Source organism: Archangium lansingense, from assembly GCF_026626635.1.
GTDB classification, from domain to species: domain Bacteria; phylum Myxococcota; class Myxococcia; order Myxococcales; family Myxococcaceae; genus Archangium; species Archangium lansingense.
Genome location: NZ_JAPNKA010000001.1, coordinates 6,050,545 through 6,073,583 on the forward strand (window position 1 = coordinate 6,050,545; position 23,039 = coordinate 6,073,583).

Here is a 23,039-nt window from a genome sequence, read left to right on the forward strand (position 1 = left end):
TCACGGCGTGGGGCTGGCCTCCTGCTGCTTCGCGTCCTGGGCGCTCTGCTTCTCCCGGCAGAACGCGAGCTGCTGCTTGATGACCTCGAGCGGCACCGCCAACTCCAGCTTGAACTCGCTGCCGTCTGGATTCACCTTCGCGAAGTCCAGCAGCTGCGCCAGCTCCTTCTCGCCCTCGGCCTGCGCCTTCATCCGCGCCAGCGACAGCGCGCCCCCGAGCGACTTGCCCAGGTCCGTCACCTTCGCCTCGTCCGCACCCTTCACCTGTGCCGTCATCGCGAAGTCCGAGCTCGCGTCCACGTGCAGCTCCACGTTCTGCGCCACCTCGGCCAGCCTCGACGCCAGCTCCTGCTGATCCTCCGGGAACAGCTTCTTGAGCTGCTCCACGGAGAGCACCCCGTACATCTCTCCGTAGGTGCTGCTCTCGGAGATGACGGGCGGCTCGTCCGGCCCGCGGCCCTCCACCCGGTCGATGACCTCCTTCACCCCGTCCGCCGACCGGCCGAACACCAGCATCTGGTTGCTCCACAGGCCCACTTGCGGCCCGTTCCGCCGCGCCACGCCACCGTCCGGCAGGTTGCGCGCGTACTGGGGCTCGAAGAGCCGCGCATCGTCTCCGTAGTCGTAGTTCGTCGAGCCCCGGCTGTTGAGCAGGTTCTTCAGGCGCTCGTCACCGAAGTTTCCGGACAGAATCACTCCGTCGTCCGTGATGACCAGCCGGTCCAGATCCTGGAGCGGGTCCACGCCCGTCTCCTGCTTGAAGCGCTCCAGGTCCGCGCCCTCCCGGTTCATCAGGCACTCCACCAGCATCTCCCCGATGGGCGAGTGACGGATGGCATTGGCCTCGATGACCATCGCCGTCTTCCCCGTGCCCCGGGGCAGCGCCGCCAGCACTGGATCTCTCGGGCGCACCGGCTGCTGCGCCACCGTCCCCGCGTCCACCACCGGCGCCACGTACGTCCGCCGCTTCTCCATGCGCTCGCGCTCCGCCGGCCGCAGCCGGTTCGGGAACGCCACCTTCGTAGGGGGAGGAGTCTCCTCTTCGCCCTGTCCCGACAGCATCAGCCACGCGGCCAGGCCGAACAGCACCACCGCGAACACCAGCCACAGTCCACGACGCCGCTGCTGCATCAGTAATCCCTCCCCTCGAACCACCAGAAGCCCACGGCCAGCACACCCAGGCCAAACACGAACACTCCCGCCAGCAGCATCGACAGCGACTGCACTCCCAGCGGCGTCGAGGCCGCCAGATCCATGCCCGCCTTCGCCAGCGAGGACAGGCGCGGCAGCACCAGCGTCACGCCCTTGAAGAGCTCCCGGCTCACTCCCTCCTCGATGAAGGGCGCGATCTTCGTCCGGAAGCCCGCGATGACGCCGCCCACCAGGGTGATGCCCCCCAGCGCCGCGCACAGGGCCGCGCTGCGGATCAGCGTCGCCGTCGTCAACATCACCGCGTACACCGCCGCGAAGCTCACGCATGCCAGCAGCGCGGAGATCACCGGTCCCGCCGTCCAGTACCCCGTCTTCACCCCGAAGATGAGCACCAGCCCCACCGAGCCGTACAGCGACCCGAACAGCGCCAGCGTCATCACTCCCAGGAACGTGCCCGCCAGGATGTGCCAGCGGCGCAAGGGCAGGGCGAGCAGGTGCTCGATGCGGCCCGGCGACAGCAGGCTCGGCGCGAAGTCCGAGCACGAGACGATGCCGAACAGGATGCCCCCGTAGAAGACGATGGCCGCCGCCGCCATGAACACCGGCTTGAGCGCCACGTCCACCGCGCGGATGTCCATGTCCAGCACCTCGCCGAACAGCCGCGAGGCCGCCAGCGCGCCGTCCACCACTTCAATCCGCAGGCTCAAGGACAGCGTCACCAGTACGCCCGTGACGCCCAACAGGAAGGCCAGGATGAACTTGCGCGAGGCCGCCTCGCGCAACACGTAACCCGCGATCCCCAGCACGCCGCTCATGCCGCCACCCCCATGGCCGACGCCAGCACCGACTCCAGGTCCTGCCCGTCCCGCTTGAGCTCCACCAGCAGCGCTCCCGACGCTCTCGCCTTGTCCAGCGCCGCGTTCAGCCCCGCCGCGTCCGCCGCCGTCACGTGGTACTGGCCCTCGGAGCCTGCCTCCGTGAAGCCCGCTCCGCTCAGTGCCCCCGCGTCCGCTCCCGGTGCGAAGCGCACCACCCACCGCTCACCGCCACGCGCCAGCTCCTCCAGCCGCCCCTCGCGCAGCACCTTGCCGCTTCCGAGGATCGCCACCCGGTCGCACAGCCGCTCGGTCTCCGCCAGCAGGTGCGAGTTGAGGAAGAGCGTCGTGCCGCGCTGCACTTCCTCCTGGAGAATCCTCCGCACCTCCACCCGGCCCATGGGATCAATCCCGTCCGTGGGCTCGTCGAGGATGAGCAGGGCAGGGTTGCCCAGCATCGCCGTCGCCAGCCCCAGCCTCTGCCGCATGCCCTTCGAATATCCGCCGATGCGCCGGCCCAGCGCGTCCCCCAGTCCCACTCGCTCCAGCAGGCGCTGGTTCGCGGCCTTGTCCGGCTTCAGCCCCTTGAGGTTCGCCACCGTCGCCAGGAAGGCCGGCGCCAGCCACGAGCCCGGCAGGTGCAGCCGCTCGGGCAGGTAGCCGATACGGGCCCGGATGCGCGGATCCTCGGGAGAGCCGCCGAGCACCCGTATCGTCCCCTCGGTGGGCTGGACGATCCCCAGGATGCTCTTGATGAACGTTGTCTTCCCCGCACCGTTCGGGCCAATCAGCCCAAACGCGCTGCCCTCGGGCACGGAGAGATCCACTCCCCGAAGCGCCTCATGTCCTGCGCGGAACGCTCGCCGGTAGGTCTTACGGAGTCCACTGACTTCGATGGCTGGCACGATGCGCACTCTACGACGGAGCCCGGCCCGCGATTGCCCTGCATGGCACACAAGCCACCGTCCGAGCCTGTGTTCCGCACGCTCGCGACGATCGCTGCGCACCCGGGAAGCACGGTTCGCACCTTTTTTCCGGGTGCTTGGAGCTCCCAATTTTTCGGGCCTTCGTGGTTTCGCACCCTTGCGGGGTGAGAGCGCATGGCCCGAGGTGTGCACACCCTGGAAAGCACAGGAGGCAACACCCATGTCCACGATCAAGCTGATGGAGCAGGAGCTGTACGCGGCACGCCAGGAGCTGGCGGATGCGGAGCGCGAGCTGCACGAGAACACCGAGGCGGCCCGGACGCGCTATGCCCGCGCGGTCCACGAGGCGGAGCTCGCCGAACGCATGGTCGCTCGCATGTCCAGGCAGCGAAGCTGGCTCGATGAGAGCTGGCGCCTGGCAGCTGTCTGAGCAGCCTCGATAAGGAGATTTCCTTTCCGGGGCCCGCCAACGGTTTATACCGTCGGCACATGGCTTTTCCGATCCACCGACCCCGCCGTCTGCGCCGTAGCGCGGCCCTCCGTGAGATGGTGCGCGAGACCACGCTCGCGCCCTCGGACTTCATCTATCCGCTCTTCGTCGTCGAGGGCCGGGATGTCCGCCGTCCGATCGGCTCCATGCCCGGCATCTTCAACCTCTCGGTGGAGCACGCCGTCGCTGAGGCGAAGCAGGCCCATGCGCTCGGCGTGCCCGCCGTTCTCCTCTTCGGCATCCCGAATCACAAGGATGCCCAGGGCTCCCAGGCCTACGCGCGCGAGGGCATCGTCCAGCGCGCCGTCCGGGAGATCAAGAACGCCCTCCCGGACATGCTCGTCATCGTCGACGTGTGCCTGTGCGAGTACACCGACCACGGCCACTGCGGCATCATCGAGGGCGGCCACGTCGCCAATGACGCCACGCTGCCGCTGCTCTCGCAGATGGCGGTGACGTGCGCCCAGGCCGGCGCGGACATCATCGCGCCCTCGGACATGCTGGACGGGCGCGTGGCCGCCATCCGCTCGGCGCTGGACGAGGTGAAGCTCACCGAGGTTCCCATCCTCTCCTACGCCGTCAAGTACGCCTCGGCCTTCTACGGGCCCTTCCGCGAGGCCGCTCAGAGCACGCCCCAGTTCGGCGATCGCCGCACCCACCAGATGGACCCCGGCAACGTGCGCGAGGCCCTCAAGGAGACCGACCTCGACATCGAGGAAGGCGCGGACATGATCATGGTCAAGCCCGCGCTGTCCTACCTGGACGTCATCCACCGGGTGCGCGAGCGCGTGGACGTGCCGGTGGTCGCCTACAACGTGTCCGCCGAGTACTCCATGGTGAAGGCCGCCGCGCAGAACGGGTGGATCGACGGAGATCGGCTGATGCTGGAGATTCTCACCTCCATCAAGCGCGCCGGGTCGGATCTCATCATCACCTACCACTCGCTGGAAGCCGCGAAGCTGCTCGGTTGACGGTTGGGATGAAGCTCCGCACGAGGGGCTTGCATCCACCCCCGGGCACGAGGATCAGAATCGGCCATGGCCACTCGAAAGAAGAAACGGCCCCCGCCTCGCAAGGCGGCACCCCCGGCGACGACCCGGCGCACCCCACGTGCCGGCAAGCGCCCGGGTGCCGCCCGCACCGCCATCCCGGCCGCCCCTGTGCGTCCCGCGGGACCCCTCCAATACAAAGTCGTCGAGCTGTCCACCGTGGACGAGGGGACGCTCGAGCGCACCGTGAATGAGTGGAGCGCCCGGGGCTGGACTCTGGACGGCGTGCAGTTCGCCATGCGCGAGTCCTCCAAGCGGCCTGCCATGGCCTTCGTCTTCTTCACCAGCGAGGGAGAGCCCGCCGCCCAGGATGTGGAGGGCGCCCGGAGCCGGCTCCGGCAGATGTCCGAGACGGGCTCGCCCACGGCCCAGCTGGTGGCCTCACCGGACTTCACTGGCAACGCTGCCACCACCTCCTCCTCGTACCAGTACCAGCGGCCCCCGGGCATGGTGAGCGCCCACGAGCGGCTCGCCCAGCTCGCTGGCCTGGACGAGCCCGAGCGCCCCGAGCGGGGCCTCATCCTGGAGCCCGAAGAGTGATCCCCTCCCATCAGGTCTTCTCCACTCCGCGCCGGCCTGGCCTGCGCGTGGTCCATGACGGAGACGAGCTGCCTGGCTCTCCCTATCCCAAGGCCTCGCTGTGGATGCGGCTGGGCGCGCGCATCGTGGACGTGGCCGTGGCCTGGGGCCTCTATGTGGTGTGCGGCGCCGCCGGAGCGGTGGTGGCGCTGCTCTTCCTGCTGCTGGCCGACGGCATGCTCCAGGGCCAGAGCGTGGGCAAGCGCATCTTCGGTGTGAAGGTGATGCACCTGCCCACGCAGTCGGCCGCTCGCCACCGCGACAGCACCCTGCGCAACGCACCCCTGGCCCTCATCGTCCTCTTGGGGATGATGCCGCCGCCGCTGGGCGTGGTGGCGGGCCTCGCCGGCCTGGTGGTGATCGGTGGCGTGGAGGCCCTGCGCGTGGTGAGGGATCCGCTCGGCTGGCGGCTGGGCGACACCTGGGCCCAGACGCAGGTGGTGGATGGGAAGGTCGTCGCCGGAGCAACGGTTGCAGCACGCACGCCCGTGACGGCCGCTCGCGTCCCGGGAAGATTCTTGTCCGCGGCCCGGCTTCGCCGGATCCGCCATTTGAAGAAGTCCAGAAGGGGAAAGCCTTGCGCATCGCGCTGACCTACAACCTCAGGTTGTCCGACTCGGAAGACGAGGCGGAGTTTGACACGCAGGAGACGGTGAACACGCTGGCCGCGGCCATCGAGCGGCTCGGCCACCGGCTGGAGCGCTTCGAGGTGAGCGGCCCGGCTTCCCGCACCGTCGCTCGGCTCGAGGCCTATAGCCCGGACCTCATCTTCAACATCGCCGAGGGCCGCCGCGGCCGCTTCCGCGAAGCCTTCTACCCGGCGCTCTTCGAGGAGCTCGGCTTCGCCTATACCGGCTCGGACGCGTATGCGCTGGCGGTGACGCTGGACAAGCAGCTCACCAAGCTGGTGCTCTCCAAGCACGGCATCCGCACTCCCGGCTGGCAGTTCGTCGAGAAGCTCAACGAGCTCAAGGCCGAGGACCTGCGCTTCCCCGTCATCATCAAGCCCAACTTCGAGGGCTCCTCCAAGGGCATCACCCAGGACTCGGTGGCCGAGACCGTGGAGCAGGCCCGCGAGAAGGTGTCTCAGGCCCTGGCCCGTTACCCGGCCGGTGTGCTGGTGGAGGAGTTCATCAGTGGCTCGGACGTCACCGTCCCGTACCTGGCGGCGGTGCAGAACGACCATGACGGCGTGCTCAGCCCGACGGAGTACGACATCGACCCGGCTGCCATCGCCGGCCGTAAGTACGCCATCTACGACTACGAGCTGAAGACGAAGAAGGAGAACGCCGTCAAGGTGCGCGCTCCGGCCAACATCCCTCCGAAGGTGTCCGAGGAGATGCGCACCATGTCGAAGAAGATCTTCCAGGTGCTCGACTGCCGGGACCTGGGGCGCATCGACTTCCGGCTCAGCGACGCGGGCGTGCCGTACTTCCTGGAGATCAACGCGCTGCCCAGCCTGGAGCCGGGCGCGGGCATCTACGCCGCCGCGGCCATGGAGGGCATGCACCTGGACGGAGTGGTCGGCGCCATCATCCAGAGCGCGGCGCGGCGCAACAAGATCAAGGACGGCAAGCGCCAGGGCAAGCCGGCGCGCAAGTCGGGTCCGCTGCGCGTGGGCTTCACCTACAACGTCAAGCGCGTGAAGCCGGTGTCCTCGGACGGCCAGGCCGTGGAGGACAGCGAGGCCGAGTACGACTCGCCCACCACGCTGCAGGCCATCCGCGAGGCCATTGCCTCGTGGGGTCACGAGGTGGTGGACCTGGAGGCCACGGCGGAGCTGCCCAGCGTGCTGGCCAGCACTCCGTTGGACATCGTCTTCAACATCGCCGAGGGCTTCAAGGGCCGTAACCGCGAGAGCCAGGTGCCGGCCATGTTGGAGCTGCTGGACATCCCGTACACGGGCTCGGATCCGGCCACGCTCTCCATCGCGCTGGATAAGGCGCTGGCGAAGAAGATCGTCCGTCAGGCGGGCATCCACACGCCCAACTTCCAGCTCATGCACACGGGCAAGGAGCGGCTCAACAAGGACTTCACCAACTTCCCGTTGATGGTGAAGCCGGTGGCCGAGGGCTCCTCCAAGGGTGTGGTGAGCAAGAGCGTCTGCCACAACGAGGCGGAGCTGCGCGAGGTGGTGAAGGAGATCGTCGGCAAGTACCAGCAGCCTGCGCTCATCGAGGAGTACATCGGCGGGCGCGAGTTCACGGTGGGCCTGCTGGGCGAGCGCCGTCCGCGCGTGCTGCCGCCCATGGAGATCGTCTTCCTGGACAAGGGGGACAAGACGCCCATCTACAGCTTCGAGCACAAGCTGGATTGGACGGACCGCATCCGCTACGACGCGCCGGCGAAGCTGGAGCCCGCGCTGCTGGAGAAGCTGAGGGCGGCGGCGCGTGGCTCGTTCATGGCGCTGGGGTGCCGCGACGTGGCGCGCATCGACTTCCGCATGGACGACAAGGGCCGCATCTACTTCATCGAGTGCAACCCGCTGCCGGGTCTCACTCCGGGGTGGAGCGATCTGGTGCTCATCGCCCAGGGCGCCGGCATGGATTACCGGGGCCTCATCGGTGAGATCATGGCTCCCGCCATCCGCCGCTATAAGGAGCGCGAGGCCCGTCGTGCCGCCGACGAGAGCGCGCTGATGAAGCTGGCCATGGAGAAGGCCGCCATCGAGAAGGCCGCCATGGCCGACGACAAGGCTGGGACCGTCACCGTGACGGGCTCGGGCTCGGGCTCCGGGCCGTCCTCGTCCGGTGAGCCGCCCATCCGCATGGACATGAAGGCCCACTGAGGCGGGACTGACGCTTCTGGTGTGAAGGGCTCGGCATTTCGAGGGAGACCTCGGGGCCGGGCCCTTCGTGTGTTTTCAGGAGCGGTGCCGCTCGGCCACGCGGTAGATGTAGTGCATCTGCTGCTGCAACGCATTGACCAGCAACTCCATCTTGCGCCTGTGGGCCTTCGCCTCGCTTGGCGGCACCTGCTGGAGCCACTATACAGTCCGCGGATGCAATCCCATCAGGAGCCACAGTGACGATCCAGAAGCCCCTACCGACCCCTGCCGACATCGGGCGCTACTACGACCAGATGGGGCCGTTCCTCGCAACGCTGCTCGGTGACAACATCCACGTAGGTTACTGGTCCGGCCCGGAAGACCAGAGCTCTGGCACCGAGGCGCAGGAGCGGCTCACCGATATGATGATCCAGAGGTCCCGGATCGGCGCTGGTCAGCGGCTGCTCGACATCGGGTGCGGCACGGGCCGGCCAGCGGTTCGGCTGGCGCAAGCAACGGGGTGCTCGGTAACGGGGATCAGCGTCAGCGCCATGCAGGTCGAGCAGGCGAACGCGCGGGCGCAAAAAGAAGGGCTCTCCGACCAGGTGCGCTTCCAGGTAGCCGACGCCATGGAGCTACCGTTCCCGGAAGCCTCCTTCGACGCCGTGTGGGCTTTCGAGTCGCTGCTTCACATGCCCGACCGGGCGCATGTCCTCCGCAACGCATTTCGTGTGCTTCGCCCCGGCGGCATCCTGGTGTTGACAGACGTGACCGAGCAGCACGTGCTGACCGATGAAGAGCGGACGCTGGTGTACAGCGGGCTCATGCTCACCTCGCTGCTGCGGTTCCAGGAGTACTCCCCGGTGGTCGAGGCCGCGGGGTTCTCCGTCGAAGAGGCCCTCGACATCACTCCCAATACCCGCCGAGCGATGGTTGGAACCGACAAGCTCATCTCCAAAGAGCAGGAGGGGATCAGCGCGGCGTACGGAACGGATTTCCAAGCGATGACGTTCGAGCTCTGGCCGAAGATAGCGGCCATCTTCACGGACAAGCTGGGTTATCTGCTGCTCGCGGCCGTCAAGCCAGCGTGACGTCCTAGTACCGGAATAGCTCACGGTTGACGCCAGGCTCGAGGCGTGAAAGGGCAAGCGCCGCGACGATGTAGGCAGTCGCGGCGTCCAGATGAAATCGGAGGTGGAGAGCACCGCGACGACTCAGTCGGCCGCGGCCTCCACGAGCTGGTGAGGCAGAGCAATCACTAGCGCCACGGCGCTGGTGGCGGCGCTGGCCAAGGCCGAGAGTGAGGGGGGGCGCTCAAGGACAAGCTCAACTACTTCGCCAAGCCAAAATTGCTGGTGGTGGACGAGCCAGGCTACCTGCCGTTCGAGAAGCGCATTGCCCACCTCTTCTTCCAACTGGTGGCGCGTCGCTAAGAGAAGGGCAGCATGCTGCTGATGACAGACTTTGCTGAAGCAAGCTAGAGCCTTGGCCCGGGGCACTTGTCCGTTTCACCGTCGGATTCCGTCACAGTCGGGTAATACCCTTGAGGAATCCAGGTGCCCCCGATTCGGTCCGCGACTCGCTGTTTACACGTGCTCTCGCTGTGGAATCCACAGTGCACCGAGTCGAGGACGCGCTTCCGATAGTAGGTTTGGCTCGTGGGGCAGTTCGGGTCCACATAGAGATCCACCGTGTGAAGCTCTATATCGACGCCGCTGACGTGCATGTCCGCATCGATGTGGCAGATCTGGTAGGAAGGGCCCGCGTAGACATAGGTGCTCTGCACGCACCAGCCGTACTCAGTGCTGCAAGTGGTCATGCAGGACCTGTAGTACGCTTCGTCCCAGTAGGGGTCGAACTGCTGGCAGTCGATCTCGCACTGATAGAGCGTCTCGTAGCACGACTCCTCGCAGCCGAGCGCCTGCGAGTTCGTCCCCATCTTCTCGGGCTTCTGCAAGTCCGCAGGGTCGACAGAGGTGCCGCACCCAATAAGGGACGATGTCACGACGAGCGCGACGACAGTTACCACGCGTGTAATGGACATGAAAGGGTCTTCTTTTCGTTGAGGATGGCAACTGGCCAGCAAGGCCGGGCTGCCATCGGTATGTGACCCACCCGTGTCAACCATCGGTAGGTCATGCCGCTGAGACTCAGAATCATTCACATCGGATGGAAGCCATCCGGCATTCAAGTCGTTGAGTGCCGACGGCGTTGTTGTACGAACTCCAGTACTGGTGTCGCATGAGTGGGTGTTCGGCTCGTCCCGAGTTCACTTTCGAGGGGCCGAGCAGGTCCCCCTCTAATTGAATGAGCCGACGAGGAGGAAAATGATGCAGAAAATCTGCGGGCTGCCCAGATGCCAGGGACTGAAGTTTCAACGAATGCGATTGGTTTCTATTAACTTGAGGAGACAAGCCCGTCGGTGCTCAGTCCACCCCGAACGGCCCGAGGGCTTGCAGCAGCGAGCCTGTACGACCTGTAAAAGATGACCGCACAAAATGTTTCACTGGACAATATGTTCAAAGTTTGACACGTGAGCTTCGTTTCAGAGGCTGGAGTGGTTTGAGCGAAAACCGGGTTCTTGCCTGGTTTCGCTCAAGGGTCGCGTTGGGGGTCGTCGGCTTGCTGGGTGCGAGGTTCAGGTGTCGGCGCAAGACGGGTTGCTGAGAAATGGTCTGGCTGAGGTGCAGGCGCGTCTAGCCGCTGCCCTCGCTCAACGGTTGGGGCTCGAAGTACATACACTCGACGTGCACGAGCGCTTCAGCCGGTATGGGCTCGACTCACTGAAGGCAACGGGTTTCATCGCCGAGGTCGGTGAGATGCTCGGGCGTTCGTTGTCACCCACACTCGTCTGGGAATATCCAACCCTCGAGTCCCTGGCCAGGCATCTCGCCGGAGAGCAGGGCCCCGCAGCCGCGCGACCCATCTCCCGTGCTTCTTCGGCGGACGAGCCCATTGCCATCGTCGGTCTGGCGTGCCGCTATCCCAAGGCACCGGATCCCTCGGCGTTCTGGCGTCTGCTCGCGGGGGGGAGTGATGCCATCACGGAAGTCCCTCCCGAGCGGTGGGACGCCGAGCGCCTCTACGATCGCGACCTCTCCGCGGCCGGCAAGGCGAACACCCGCTGGGGTGGCTTCCTCGAGCGGGTGGATGGGTTCGACCCCCTCTTCTTCGGCATCTCGCCCAAGGAGGCGCTCCACATGGATCCGCAACAGCGGCTCATGCTGGAGCTGACCTGGGAGGCGTTGGAGGACGCGGGGATCGCCGCGGAGCGCCTGCAGGGCTCGCCCACGGCCGTTTGCTTTGGGGTGATCTGGACGGATTACGAAACGCTGTTGCAGCGGTTCGGCTTGCGGCGCATCTCCCCGCACACGGCGACGGGGTTCCACCACAGCATCATCGCAAACCGCGTCTCCTATGTGCTGGGTCTCCGGGGCCCGAGCCTCGCCATCGACACGGCGTGCTCCTCCTCGCTCGCGGCGGTGCACCTGGCGTGCGAGAGCCTGCGCAGGGGCGAGTCGACGCTCGCCCTCGCGGGTGGCGTGAATCTGAACATCGCACCCGACAGCACGGTTGGCATGTCCAAGGTCGGCGCCCTCTCGCCCGATGGGCACTGCTTCACCTTCGACGCGCGCGCCAATGGGTACGTGCGCGGTGAGGGGGCGGGCGTGGTCGTGCTCAAGCCCCTCTCCCTGGCGATCGCGGATGGCGATCCCATCTATTGCGTCATCCGCGGGAGCGTCATCAACAACAACGGCGGCAGCAACGGCCTCACCGCGCCCAACCCCAAGGCCCAGGAGGAGATGCTCCGCCTGGCCTACGCGCGCGCGGGCATCGAGCCGTCCGAGGTACAGTACGTCGAGGCGCATGGCACTGGCACTCAGCTCGGAGACCCGATGGAGGCCCGCGCCCTGGGTGAGGTGCTCGGAGCGGGGCGGCCCGCCGACAGGCCGCTGCACATCGGCTCCTGCAAGACGAACATCGGCCACCTGGAGGCCGCCGCGGGCATCGCGGGGCTGATCAAGGTCGCGCTGTCCATCAAGCACCGCGCGCTCCCGCCGAGTCTCCACTTCGAGATACCCAACCCGCACATCCCCTTCGCGGAGCTGCGTCTGGAGGTCCAGCGCGCCCTCGGGCCCTGGCCCGAGCCGGAGCGGAAGCTCGTCGCGGGAGTCAGCTCCTTCGGCTTCGGTGGCACCAACTGTCACGTCGTGGTCGAGGAGTCGGACGCGCCCCGGGCGGAGCTCGTGCCCCTGTCGGGAGAGACTCCGGAGGCCCTCCGCGAGGCGGCGCAACGGCTGGTCGAGCGCCTCGACGCCCCCGGGGAGCAGGTGCCGCTGGACGAGCTGTGCCGCTCGGTCGTGGCCCACGCCGGTGGACACGCGCACCGCCTGGCGATGACCGTTCGCTCCCGGAAGGAGCTCCGGGAGCAGCTCGCGGGCTTTCTTCGCGGTGAGACCAGGGCGGGGCTGTCGACGGGGCAGGTGGCGCCCGGGCACTCCCAGAAGCCGGTTTTCGTCTTCTCGGGGCAGGGCTCGCAGTGGCCCGGCATGGGCCGGAAGCTGCTGCGGACCGAGCCGGTGTTCCGGGCCGCGCTGGAGCGGTGCGATCGGCTCGTCCGGGAGGAGCTGGGCTGGTCCCTGCTGGCCGAGCTGAGCGCCGATGGCGCGGCGGCGCGGCTGGCGCGCATCGAGGTCGCCTTCCCGGCGATCGTGGCACTGGAGATCGCGCTGGCGGCGCTCTGGCGCTCCTGGGGGATCGAGCCCGTCGCGGTGGTGGGTCACAGCATCGGCGAGGTCTCGGCCGCGCACGTCGCGGGCATCCTGAGTCTCGAGGACACCATGCGTGTCATCTGCGCCCAGGGGCGTCTGCTGAGCCGGCTCAGTGGCCAGGGCGCGATGGGGCTCGTGGGGCTCTCCTGGGAACAGTCCGCTCAGCTCCTGGCCGGCTACGAGGGCCGACTGTGCCGCGCCATCGACGCGAGCGTGGACTCGACGGTGCTGGCCGGTGAGCCGGACGCGCTCGCCGAGGTGTTTGCCACCCTGCGGCAGCGAGGCGTGTTCTGCCGCCGGGTGGAGACCGACGTGGCGGTGCACAGCCCTCAGGTCGAGGTGTTGCGGGGCGAGCTCTCCGAGTTCCTGAGGGGACTCCGTCCCGGCCGCGCGCTCATCCCCATCCTCTCCACGGTCACGGCCTCGCCGCTCGAGGGCGAGAGCTTCGATGCCGCCCACTGGGCGAAGAACTTCGCGGAGCCCGTGTTCTTCACGGGCGCGCTCTCCCACGCGATTCGCGAGGGGCACCGCACCTTCCTGGAGGTCGGCCCGCACCCGATCCTCAAGCACCCCATCGAGTCGACCCTGCGGCACGCCGGCCAGCAGGGGCTCGTCCTCTCGACCCTCCGCCGACAGGAGGACGAGCGGAGCGTGATGCTCGACACGCTGGGTGTCCTGTATGCCCGTGGCCAGCACGTCCGATGGGAGGTGCTCACGGGAGGCGCGGAGGGTGGGGTGGGTGCGCCCGCCCGTGAGGAGCCGGTGCGGCTCCTGCCGCTGTCGGCGCGCAGCCCCGAGGCGCTGAAGTCGCTGGCCGCGGCCTGGCGTGACTTCCTGGGGGACGGCACGGCCGAGGGCGCGACCCTCGAGGACATCACCTACACGGCGGGAGTGCGGCGGAGCCATCATGCCCATCGCCTGTCGGTGGTGGGTGGCTCGCGGCGGGAGCTGGCCGAGGCGCTGGAGGCCTTCGCACGGGGCGAGGCCCGTCCCGGTGTGAGTCAGGGCCGGGTGGGCCCCGAGGGCCGGGCCCGGGTCGCTTTCGTCTTCCCGGGGCAGGGGTCGCAGTGGCTCGGCATGGGCCGTCAGCTCCTGCGGGAGGAGCCGGTCTTCCGCGCGGCGATCGAGGACTGCGAGTGGGCGATGCGGGCCCACGTGGACTGGTCGCTCACGGAGGAGCTCGCCGCGGATGAGCAGCGCTCGCGCCTGGACGAGATCGACGTCGTGCAGCCGGTGCTGTTCGCGATGCAGGTGGCGCTGGCGGCGCTCTGGCGCTCGTGGGGGGTCGAGCCCGATGCGGTGGTGGGCCACAGCATGGGCGAGGTGGCTGCGGCGCACGTGGCGGGCGCGCTGAGCCTGGAGGACGCGGCGCGGATCATCTGCCGCCGCAGCCTCCTCCTGCGCCGTATGAGCGGGCAGGGGGCCATGGCCGTGGTGGAGCTCGGCCTGGAGCAGGCCCGCGAGGCGCTGGCCGGCTACGAGGCGCGGCTCTCCATTGGCGTGAGCAACAGCGCCCGCTCGACGGTGCTCTCCGGAGACACCGCGGCCCTGGAGGAGTTGCTGCGGCGGCTTGAGGGCCAGGGCGTCTTCTGCCGCCGGGTGAAGGTGAACGTCGCCTCCCACAGCCCGCAGATGGATCCGCTGAAGGAGGACCTCCTGCGCGCGCTCGAGGGAATCTCTCCCCTGCGCGCGGCGGTGCCCATCTACTCCACGGTGACGGGGCGGACGGGCGACGGGAGCGACTTCCATCCCTCCTACTGGGTCAGCAACCTGCGCGAGCCGGTGCTCTTCCATGGCGCCATCGAGCGGCTGTTGGAGGACGGCCACGGTGTGCTCCTCGAGGTGAGCCCGCATCCCGTGTTGCTCGCTCCCATCGAGGAGACGCTGCGCGAGTCGAAGCGGGACGCGATCGCGCTCGCCTCGCTGCGGCGGCAGGCGCGGGAGCGGCGGAGTCTGCTGGAGTCACTCGCGGCGCTGTACGCGCGGGGCGGCTCCGTCGACTGGCGGCAGCTGCACCCCTCGGGAGGGCGCGTCGTCGCGCTGCCCATGTACCCGTGGCAGCGGGAGCGGTATTGGCTCCTGGACGAGACGGTGGCCGCTTCACGGCACGTGAGTGCCGCGCGTGAGGGCGGTCCGGGGCATCCGCTCCTGGGCGGCTCGCTCTCCTCGTCCGTGCAGCCCGGCACCCACTTTTGGGAGCGGGCCGTGAGCACGGAGGTGTTCCCGTATCTCTCCGACCACCGCGTGTGGAGTGACATCGTCTTCCCGGGCGCGGGCTACGTGGAGATGGCCCTCTGCGCCGGAGCGGAGGTGCTGGGCGAGACGGGGCTCATGCTCGAGAACGTCTCGCTCAGCGAGATGCTCACGCTCGAGCCGGAGAAGGAGCGGCTCGTTCAGGTGGTGCTGAGCGAGGAGGGCGCGGGCCGGGCCTCCTTCCAGATCTCCAGCCGGGCCACGGGCGACAAGACCTGGCGCAAGCACGCCGAGGGCAGCCTGCGCCGGGAGGAGGGCGCGGCCCTGGAGCTGACCGCCGAGCCGCCCGAGTTGCTGCGGGAGCGCCTGGAGCTGGCGGTCTCCTCCGAGACGCACTACCTGCGCAGGCAGGAGCAGGGCCTCACGTACGGCCCCGCGTTCCAGTCGCTGCGGCAGCTCTGGAGGAGCGCGCGTGAGGGGTTGGGGCGCCTGGAGCTTCCCGAGCTGGTGTCCTCCGAGAGCGGGGCGTATCGACTCCATCCCTCGTTGTTGGATGCCTGCCTTCAGGTCGCGGTGGAGCTGGTCTCGCCGGCGGAGGCGGCGCCGGTGGGGACGCATGTGCCGGTGGGGCTCGGGCGGATGCGGTTCTTCCAGCGGCCCGGGCGCGCGGCCTGGGTGTGGGTGAAGGCCCTGGGGGATACGTCCGCGAGCGAGCGGGAGCACGCCTTCGACATCCGGATCCTGGATGAGCAGGGCCACGTGCTGACGGAGCTCGAGGGCCTGCGCGTCTACAGGCTCGAGGCGGGCGCCGCAGTGCGCAAGGAACTCGGCGAGTGGGCCTACCAGGTGGACTGGGAGGCGCAGCCGCTACCGGCGGAGCTGCCATGGCCGGCGCGCTCGCCGGGGAACTGGTTGATTCTCGGCGACAGCGGTGGCGTGGGCCAGCGGCTGGCTGCGTTGCTGCGGGCGCGTGGCGAGACCTGCGTGCTCGTCTCCCCGGGCGAGACGTTCGGCCACGCGCTGGAGGCGGGGGCACCCCCGTGCCGCGGCGTGGTGCACCTGTGGAGCCTCGATTGTGCCTCGAATGACGCGCTCACGCCGTCGGCGCTGGAGTCCGCGCGGCGGCTCGGCACCACCAGCGTGCTGCACCTGGTGCAGGCGCTCTCCCGGGCCGGCTGGAGGGATCCACCCAGGCTCTGGCTGGCCACGCGTGGCGCGCGCTCCGTCGGCAAGGAGCCGGAGCGGGTCAACGTGGCCCAGGCCCCGCTCTGGGGTCTGGGGCAGGTGCTGGCCCTGGAGCAGCCCGAGCTGCGCTGCACCCGCGTGGATCTCGACGGAGACGCGGACGCGTGCGCCCACGCGCTGTTCCGGGAGCTGTCGTCCACGGCGTTCGAGGATCAAATCGCATGGCGTGGTGGCACGCGGCTCGTGGCGCGGCTTGCCCGGGCGGCGGATGCGCTGGCCGCCCGGGAGCCGGCGACGTTGCTGCGCGCCGACGGCACCTACCTCATCACGGGTGGGCTCGGGGGCCTGGGCCTCGAGGTGGCGCGCTGGCTCGTCACGCATGGGGCGCGTCACCTGCTGCTGCTGGGGCGCCGCACTCCCTCGGCGGAGGCCGAGCGCACGCTCGCGGAGCTGCGCCAGGCGGGCGCCCACGTGGAGCCCTTCCAGGCCGATGTCGCGCTCGCCGGGGACGTGGCGCGAGCGCTGGCCAGGGTGGAAGAGGCGATGCCGCCGCTGCGCGGTGTCTTCCACGCGGCGGGCCTCCTCGAGGACGGCCTGCTGCTCAATCTCACGGAGGAGCGCTTCGCCTCGGTCATGGCGCCCAAGGTCCAGGGCACCTGGAACCTCCACGCGCAGACGCGTCATCTGCCGCTGGAGCTCTTCGTGCTCTTCTCCAGCGCGACCTCCCTGCTGGGCACCCCGGGTCAGGCGAACTACTCCGCGGCCAACGCGTTCATGGATGCGCTGGCCCATGCCCGCCGGGCGGACGGCCTGCCCGCGCTGAGTATCAACTGGGGCACCTGGACGAACGTCGGCCTCGCGGCGGCGCAGGCCAACCGCGGAGAGCGCCTCGAGGCGCGTGGCCTGCGGGGGATGCCGCCGGACAAGGCACTCCTGGCGCTCGGCATGTTGCTGGGGCAGGGCCGTCCGCAGGTGGGTGTGATGGCGCTCGAGCCGAGGCAGTGGTTGGGGTTCTACCTGGCCGCGGCGCAGTCGCCTTTCTTCACGCGGCTGTCCCAGGAGCGTGCCGGCAGATCCGCCGTGGAGCCGGGGCGGAGCCGGATCCGCGAGCGGCTCGAGGCCGTCCGTGGCTCCGAGCGCCGTGCCCTCCTCGAGCAGCTCCTGCGCGAGCAGATCGGCGGGGTGCTGAGGATGGAGCCGTCGCGCATCGAGCCACGCACTCCGCTGGGGAGCCTCGGCCTCGACTCGCTGATGAGCATGGAGATCCGCAACCGCCTGGAGGCGGAGCTGGGTCTGAAGCTCAGCGCGACGCTGGTCTGGACCTACCCGACGCTCGCCGCGCTCACCCCCTACCTGGCGGAGAAGCTGGGGCTCCCGTTCGAGGACAAGGACGGCGAGCCCCGGGCCGCGGCGGCTCCTTCACCGGCCGCGCCGAGCGCCGAGCCGGGAAGTGAGATCGACGAGATGTCGGAAGAAGAAGTCGAGCGACTGTTCGCTCAGAGGATGGCGCAGGGCAAATGACGAGCTTCGCCGAAAAGATCGCGCAGTACTCCCCCAAGAGGTTGGCGCTCCTCGCGATGGACCTCAAGTCCCGGCTCGACGCGGTGGAGGGCGCGCGTTCGGAGCCGGTGGCCATCATCGGGATGGGGTGCCGCTTCCCTGGCGGTGGAACCGATCCGGAGTCGTACTGGAACCTCCTGTGCAACGGGGTGGATGCCGTCACCGAGGTGCCTTCCTCGCGGTGGACCCGTGAGGACATGGCGCGCCTGGACCCCGAGGCCCTGGAGAAGCTGGGGGCTCGGTGGGGGGCCTTCATCGACCAGGTGGACCGGTTCGACGCGGACTTCTTCGGGATCTCGCCGCGCGAGGCGCACCGGATGGATCCGCAGCAGCGCATCCTGCTCGAGGTGGCGTGGGAGGCACTGGAGCGCGCCGGGCAGGACATGACGCGGCTCGCGGGCAGCCGCACGGGCGTGTTCGTGGGGCTGTACAGCGATGACTACGCGCTGCTGCAGATGAGCAATCCCTCGGCCCGGGACGCGAGCAGCGTGACGGGGACGCTCAACTGCGTGGTGTCGGGGCGCCTGTCGTACCTCCTGGACTTCCAGGGGCCCTGCCTGGTCGTGGACACCGCGTGCTCGTCGTCGCTGGTGGCGCTGCACCTGGCCACTCAGAGCCTTCGCAACCAGGAGTGCTCGATGGCGCTGGCGTGCGGCGTCAATCTCATCCTCTCGCCCCACTCCTCGAGCAGGGTGTCGCGGGCCCAGGCGCTCGCGCCGGATGGGCGCTGCAAGACCTTCGATGCGCGCGCCAACGGCTTCGTGCGGGGCGAGGGCTGCGGCGTCGTCGTCCTCAAGCGCCTGTCGGATGCGATCGCCGCGGGGGACCCCATCCTCGCGCTCGTGCGGGGCTCGGCCGTCAACCAGGACGGCAAGTCGGCGGGGCTGACCGCGCCCAACGTGCTCGCCCAGAAGGCGCTCATCCGTCAGGCGCTGCAGAGCGCGGGCCTCGAACCCTCCGAGATCGACTGTGTCGAGGCGCATGGGACCGGGACCTCGCTGGGGGACCCCATCGAGATGGAGGCGCTCCAGGAGGTCTACGGCAGCGGGCGCTCCGCACAGCAGCCGCTCGTCGTGGGCGCGGCGAAGACCAACATCGGCCACCTCGAGTCGGCCGCGGGAATCGCGGGCGTCATCAAAATGGTCCTCTCCCTGCGGCACCAGGCCGTTCCCCCGCTCGCGCACTTCCAGCGGCTCAACCCGCGGATCGATCTCGGCGACGCCCCCATCACCCTCCCGACGGCCCTCCACCCCTGGCCGGCGCGGGAGGACAGGAAGCGCCGTGGCGCCGTCAGCTCGTTCGGCATCAGCGGGACGAACGCGCACGTGATTCTCGAGGAGCCCCCCGCGGCTCCGGTGGCGCCGGCCACTCACTCGTCCGGTGCGCACCTGCTGCCGCTGTCGGCACGCTCTCCCTCCGCGCTCCAGGAGCTGGCCCGGAAGTACGCGGAGTACCTCGTGTCGTCGCCGGAAGTGCCGCTCCGGGACATCTGCTACACGGCGGCGCTCCGGCGGACGCACCATGAGTACCGCCTGGCCATCGCGGGAGAGTCCCCGGCCGTCATCGCCGGGAAGCTCCAGGAGCTCGCCGCCGGAGGGCCCGCACCGGCCCGACAGGGCGCGGACGAGCGGCGCAAGGTGGTCTTCGTGTTCCCCGGCCAGGGCTCGCAGTGGCTCGGCATGGGGCGGCAGCTCCTCGAGCAGGAGAAGGTCTTCCGCGAGTCCATCGAGCGCATCGACGAGGCCATGCAACCCCACGTGACGTGGCGGCTGCTCGACGTGCTCCGGGCGCCGTCCGAGTCGTCGCGGCTCCAGGAGATCGACGTCGTGCAGCCGGTGCTGTTCGCCATGGCCGTGGCGCTCTCGGCGCTCTGGCGCTCTTGGGGAATAGAGCCCGATGCGGTGGTGGGGCACAGCATGGGCGAGGTGGCCGCGGCGCACGTGGCGGGCGCGCTGAGCCTGGAGGATGCGGCGGCCATCATCTGCCTCCGGAGCCGGCTGCTCCGGCGCATCAGTGGCCAGGGCGCGATGCTGGCGACGGAGCTGTCCCTGGCGGAGGCGAAGAAGGCCCTCGTGGGACGCGAGGATCGTGTCGCCATCGCGGTGAGCAACAGCCCGACGTCGACGGTGCTGTCCGGAGATGCCGCGGCGCTCGAGGAGATCCGTGGCTCGCTCGAAGCCCGCAATGTGTTCTGCCGGTGGGTGAAGGTCGACGTGGCGTCGCATAGCCCGCAGGTCGATCCGCTGCGCGCCGATCTGCTCGCCGCGCTCTCCTCGGTGCGGCCGAAGTCCTCCTCCGTGCCGATTGTCTCGACCGTGACGGCGTCCGCCTGCGATGGCTCCGGCTTCGACGCCGCGTACTGGGTCCGCAACCTGCGCGATCCGGTGCTGTTCTCCACGGCCGTGCTCGAGCTCGTCCAGGGCGAGCACACGGTCTTCATGGAGATGAGCCCGCACCCGATCCTGCTGCCCGCCGTCGAGCGGTGCCTGCAGCACGCGGGCCGCGAGGGCCTGACGCTCGCGTCCCTGCGCCGCGAGGAGTCCGAGCGGACGGTGATGCTGGAGTCCTTCGGCGCGCTGTACCGCGCGGCCTGGCCCGTGGAGTGGACCCGGCTCTTCCCGGAGGGTGGGCGCATGGTCCCGCTGCCGGCGTATCCCTGGCAGCACAAGCGGTTCTGGATCGACGCGGCGGTGTCGCCCGTCCTTCCCGCCGCCGAGCAGGTGACGTCGCTGCGTGGCCGGCCGGTGAGCGTGGCGCATGGAATCGACGGAGAGATCTTCGAGCTGGAGCTGAGCAGTACCTCGCTGTCGTGGCTCGGTGCGCACAAGTTGGGCGGCGTCGCGGTGGTTCCGGCCTCGGCCCTGGTCGAGCTCGGGCTGAGCGCCGCGGCCGAGGTGCTGGGGACCGGGCCTCGTGAGCTCTCGGAGGTGGAGTTCGAGCGCGCGCTGGTACTGCCAGAGGCGGAGCGGCGCGTGGTGCAGGTGCATGTCTCGCCGGGCTCCGGTGGGCGGCACGTGTTCCAGCTCCACAGCCGCCCGGCGGGCGGATCGGCGCGAGAGTTGGGGTGGGTGAGGCACTGCCGGGGCCAGGTGCGGACCGTGGGCGCGCCCTCGGGCACTTCGGTGATACCCGATGCGGTGCGCTCACGCTGCGTGCAGCAGGTGTCGGGTCCGGCCATCTACGAGGAGCTCGAGCGCCGCAACGTCCAGTACGAGGCTCGCTGCGGACGCTCGGCGAGGCCTGGCGGCGGCCGGGCGAGGCGCTCGGGCTCGTGGCGCTCGGGCCGGAGCTCGTCCAGGAGTCAGCGCGCTACCAGCTCCACCCCGCCCTGCTGGACGCGGGGATGCAGACGCTGGCGCTCGCGATCGCCGCGGAGGCGGAGGGGCCCGCGCTGTTCATGCCCTTGAGCATCGAGGCGATCGAGTGCGTTCCGGGCCGTGCCGACGTGAAGTGGGCCCATGTGTCGCTCGTGCCCGCCGCCAGCCCGGACGAGCGGGTGGGCACGCTGGAGTTGCTGGATGGGGAGGGCCGCAAGGTGGCCGCGGCGCGCGGTGTGCGGCTGCGGCGTGTCGCGGCCGAGCGGCTCCTCGAGGTGCTGGGCGGGGCCCGCTCGCAAGACTGGTTCTACGACGTGGCCTGGGAGGCCCGGCCCGTGGGAGCAGCGGCCCAGCCGCGGCCCACGGATTGGATCGTGTTCCTGGATCGCGGCGGGTGGGGCACGGCGCTCGTGGAGGCGATTGGCCGTCAGGGTCACCCGTGCGTCACCGTGACGCGGGGCGAGTCCTTCCAGCGGCTGGACGCGGGGCGCTTCGTGGTGGACCCGAAGCGGCCCGAGGACATGGAGCGCCTGCTGCGCGAGCTGCCGGCACTTCCGCCGGGGCACGAGGGCCACGCCGTCTACCTGTGGGGCCTGGATGCGGCGCTCGACGAGCAGGGCGTCTCGCCGGAGTCCTCCATGGCCGCGTTGCATTGGGTGAGGGCGCTCATGGGCTCACCCGGACGCGCGCGGCTCTGGGTGGTGACGCGGGGCGCCCAGGTCACCGGCTCGGGGACCGAGCGCGTGTCGCTGGCGCAGGCGCCGCTCTGGGGCCTGGGCCGGGGCGTGTCCCTCGAGCAGCCGGACGTGTGGGGAGGCCTCATCGATCTGGATCCGGCGGGGGTTCCCGAGGAGAGCACCGCGGTGCTCCGGGAGATCTCCGCGTTCGGCGGGGACGGTGAGGATCAGCTCGCGTTCCGCGAGAAGCGCACGCTGGTGCCCCGCATCGTCCGCGGGAAGGTGAACGCGCCAGCGGAGCCGCTGCGCCTGCGCTCGGACGCGGCCTACCTCGTCACCGGCGGGCTGGGCGGACTGGGCCTGAAGGTGGCGCGGTGGCTGGTGGAGCGGGGTGCGCGGCACCTCGTGCTGCTGGGCCGCAGTGGAATCTCCGACGCGGGAGACGCGGCTTCGGCGCGGCGCCGCGAGGGGCTCGAGTCGCTTCGCGCTCTCGGTGCGACCGTCACCACGCTGGCCGCCGACGTGGCGGATCGCGCGAGGATGACGGAGTTGCTGCGCGAGCTGGCCGCGACGCTCCCCCCGTTGCGAGGCGTGGTCCACTCCGCCGCGCTCCTGACGGAGTGCCGGCTGGAGGACATGGACCTCGCGACGATGACGGCGATGCTGCGCCCGAAGGTGCTCGGCTCCTGGGTGCTGCACGAGCTGACGCGCGAGCTCGGCCTCGACTTCTTCGTGATGTTCTCGTCGACGTCCACCCTGTGGGGCGCCTCGGGCCTGGCGCACTACGCTGCGGGCAATCAATTCCTCGAGGCGCTCGCGCACCACCGCCGGGCCCTGGGGCTGCCCGCCACCACCATCCATTGGGGAACGTGGGACGAGGTCGGCGGGGAGCGTGCCGAGGGCGAGCGGGACTTCGCGCGCTTCGGAATGGAGCCCATGGCGTCGGAGCGGGCGCTCGAGGCGATGGGCCAGGTACTGCGCGCGGGGGTGGGCCACAGGACCGTCGCGTCCGTGAACTGGTCGGCGTTGAAGCCGATCTTCGAGGCGCGGCGCCGCCGGCCCTTCCTGCGGCAGGTGGGTGAGTCCTCGTCCACGCCGGGCACGGCGTCCTCGCGGGCGCGGTGGCTGTCGGAGCTCGAGTCACTGCCGCCGGCCCGCCGCTTCGACACGCTGGTACAGCGCATCCAGGGTGAGGTGGGACGGATCCTCGGGTTCCCGTCCTCCGAGCTGCCGCCCGCGGAGCGGGGCTTCTTCCAGATGGGCATGACCTCGTTGATGTCCGTGGAGCTGCGCAACGCGCTGCAGCGGGGCCTCGACAAGGAGCTGCCCGCGAGCCTCGCGTTCGATCACCCCACGGTGCTCGCGCTGGCGAAGCGTCTGGCCTCGAGTGTCACCGCGGTGGAGATCCCCCTGCCTACCACCGCGGCGGCACCGCAGGAGTCACGGCCCCAGGCCGCGCAGGCGGAGATCGGCGATCTCGCCGAGCGCCTGTCACAGGTGACGGAGCTGTCCGACGAAGAGGTCGAGCGGCTGATTGCACAGAAGTTGAGCTGAATC

The 23,039-nt window shown here is 69.5% G+C and carries 13 protein-coding genes and 1 pseudogene; 10 read left to right on the top strand and 4 right to left on the bottom strand.

The features are described from left to right. From OV287_RS24750 to OV287_RS24760, 3 genes are read right to left on the bottom strand one after another with little or no spacing between them, the layout of a single operon-like run. The gene (locus tag OV287_RS24750) at window positions 1–1,131 is read right to left on the bottom strand and encodes a hypothetical protein (RefSeq protein WP_267536501.1); all 1,131 of its coding nucleotides are present in this window, start codon (window positions 1,129–1,131) and stop codon (window positions 1–3) included. Beyond that, entirely contained in the window at window positions 1,131–1,967 is an 837-nt protein-coding gene (locus tag OV287_RS24755) for a hypothetical protein (RefSeq protein ID WP_267536502.1), read from the bottom strand. The genes OV287_RS24750 and OV287_RS24755 overlap by 1 nt, the downstream gene beginning before the upstream one ends. Then, a complete protein-coding gene (locus OV287_RS24760; RefSeq protein WP_267536503.1) occupies window positions 1,964–2,872 on the bottom strand; it encodes an ABC transporter ATP-binding protein in 909 nt (302 codons plus the stop codon). The genes OV287_RS24755 and OV287_RS24760 overlap by 4 nt, the downstream gene beginning before the upstream one ends. A 241-nt stretch (window positions 2,873–3,113) precedes the next feature. On the opposite strand from OV287_RS24760, the gene OV287_RS24765 reads away from it, so the two are divergent. The 7 genes from OV287_RS24765 to OV287_RS56225 all read left to right on the top strand — a co-directional run bounded on the left by OV287_RS24765 (window position 3,114) and on the right by OV287_RS56225 (window position 9,211). Then, complete coding sequence (locus tag OV287_RS24765) at window positions 3,114–3,323, top strand: hypothetical protein (protein ID WP_267536504.1); 210 nt, start codon at window positions 3,114–3,116, stop codon at window positions 3,321–3,323. A 59-nt stretch (window positions 3,324–3,382) separates the two neighbouring features. Continuing rightward, window positions 3,383–4,354 (top strand): porphobilinogen synthase, encoded by a 972-nt coding sequence (hemB, locus tag OV287_RS24770; RefSeq protein ID WP_267536505.1) that lies wholly within the window; start codon window positions 3,383–3,385, stop codon window positions 4,352–4,354. Between the two features lie 66 nt (window positions 4,355–4,420). Then, window positions 4,421–4,972: a type IV pili motility protein SglS gene (gene sglS, locus OV287_RS24775; RefSeq protein WP_267536506.1), complete on the top strand. Its 552-nt coding sequence runs from the start codon at window positions 4,421–4,423 to the stop codon at window positions 4,970–4,972. Window positions 4,973–5,013: 41 nt separating this feature from the next. Beyond that, window positions 5,014–5,604 carry an RDD family protein gene (locus OV287_RS24780; protein WP_373371921.1) on the top strand — a complete coding sequence of 197 codons (591 nt, stop codon included), beginning with the start codon at window positions 5,014–5,016 and terminating at the stop codon, window positions 5,602–5,604. Then, complete coding sequence (locus OV287_RS24785) at window positions 5,589–7,799, top strand: D-alanine--D-alanine ligase family protein (RefSeq protein ID WP_267536508.1); 2,211 nt, start codon at window positions 5,589–5,591, stop codon at window positions 7,797–7,799. Before OV287_RS24780 ends, OV287_RS24785 begins: the two co-directional genes overlap by 16 nt. Window positions 7,800–8,035: 236 nt before the next feature. Further along, entirely contained in the window at window positions 8,036–8,869 is an 834-nt protein-coding gene (locus OV287_RS24790; protein ID WP_267536509.1) for an SAM-dependent methyltransferase, read from the top strand. Window positions 8,870–9,136: 267 nt separating this feature from the next. Further along, a complete protein-coding gene (locus OV287_RS56225) occupies window positions 9,137–9,211 on the top strand; it encodes a hypothetical protein (protein ID WP_308809836.1) in 75 nt (24 codons plus the stop codon). A gap of 44 nt (window positions 9,212–9,255) precedes the next feature. Here the strand turns inward: OV287_RS56225 and OV287_RS24800 are convergent, their stop codons facing one another. Continuing rightward, a complete protein-coding gene (locus OV287_RS24800) occupies window positions 9,256–9,822 on the bottom strand; it encodes a hypothetical protein (protein ID WP_267536510.1) in 567 nt (188 codons plus the stop codon). 598 nt (window positions 9,823–10,420) lie between these two features. Between OV287_RS24800 and OV287_RS24805 the strand changes: the two genes are divergently transcribed. The 3 genes and pseudogenes from OV287_RS24805 (at window position 10,421) to OV287_RS24815 (ending at window position 23,036) form a co-directional block, all read left to right on the top strand. Beyond that, entirely contained in the window at window positions 10,421–17,449 is a 7,029-nt protein-coding gene (locus tag OV287_RS24805; protein ID WP_267536511.1) for a type I polyketide synthase, read from the top strand. A gap of 122 nt (window positions 17,450–17,571) precedes the next feature. Further along, a pseudogene (locus OV287_RS24810) lies at window positions 17,572–20,463 on the top strand (type I polyketide synthase); the annotation flags it as partial. Between the two features lie 296 nt (window positions 20,464–20,759). Continuing rightward, window positions 20,760–23,036: a type I polyketide synthase gene (locus OV287_RS24815; RefSeq protein ID WP_267536512.1), complete on the top strand. Its 2,277-nt coding sequence runs from the start codon at window positions 20,760–20,762 to the stop codon at window positions 23,034–23,036. Window positions 23,037–23,039 lie beyond the last annotated feature (3 nt).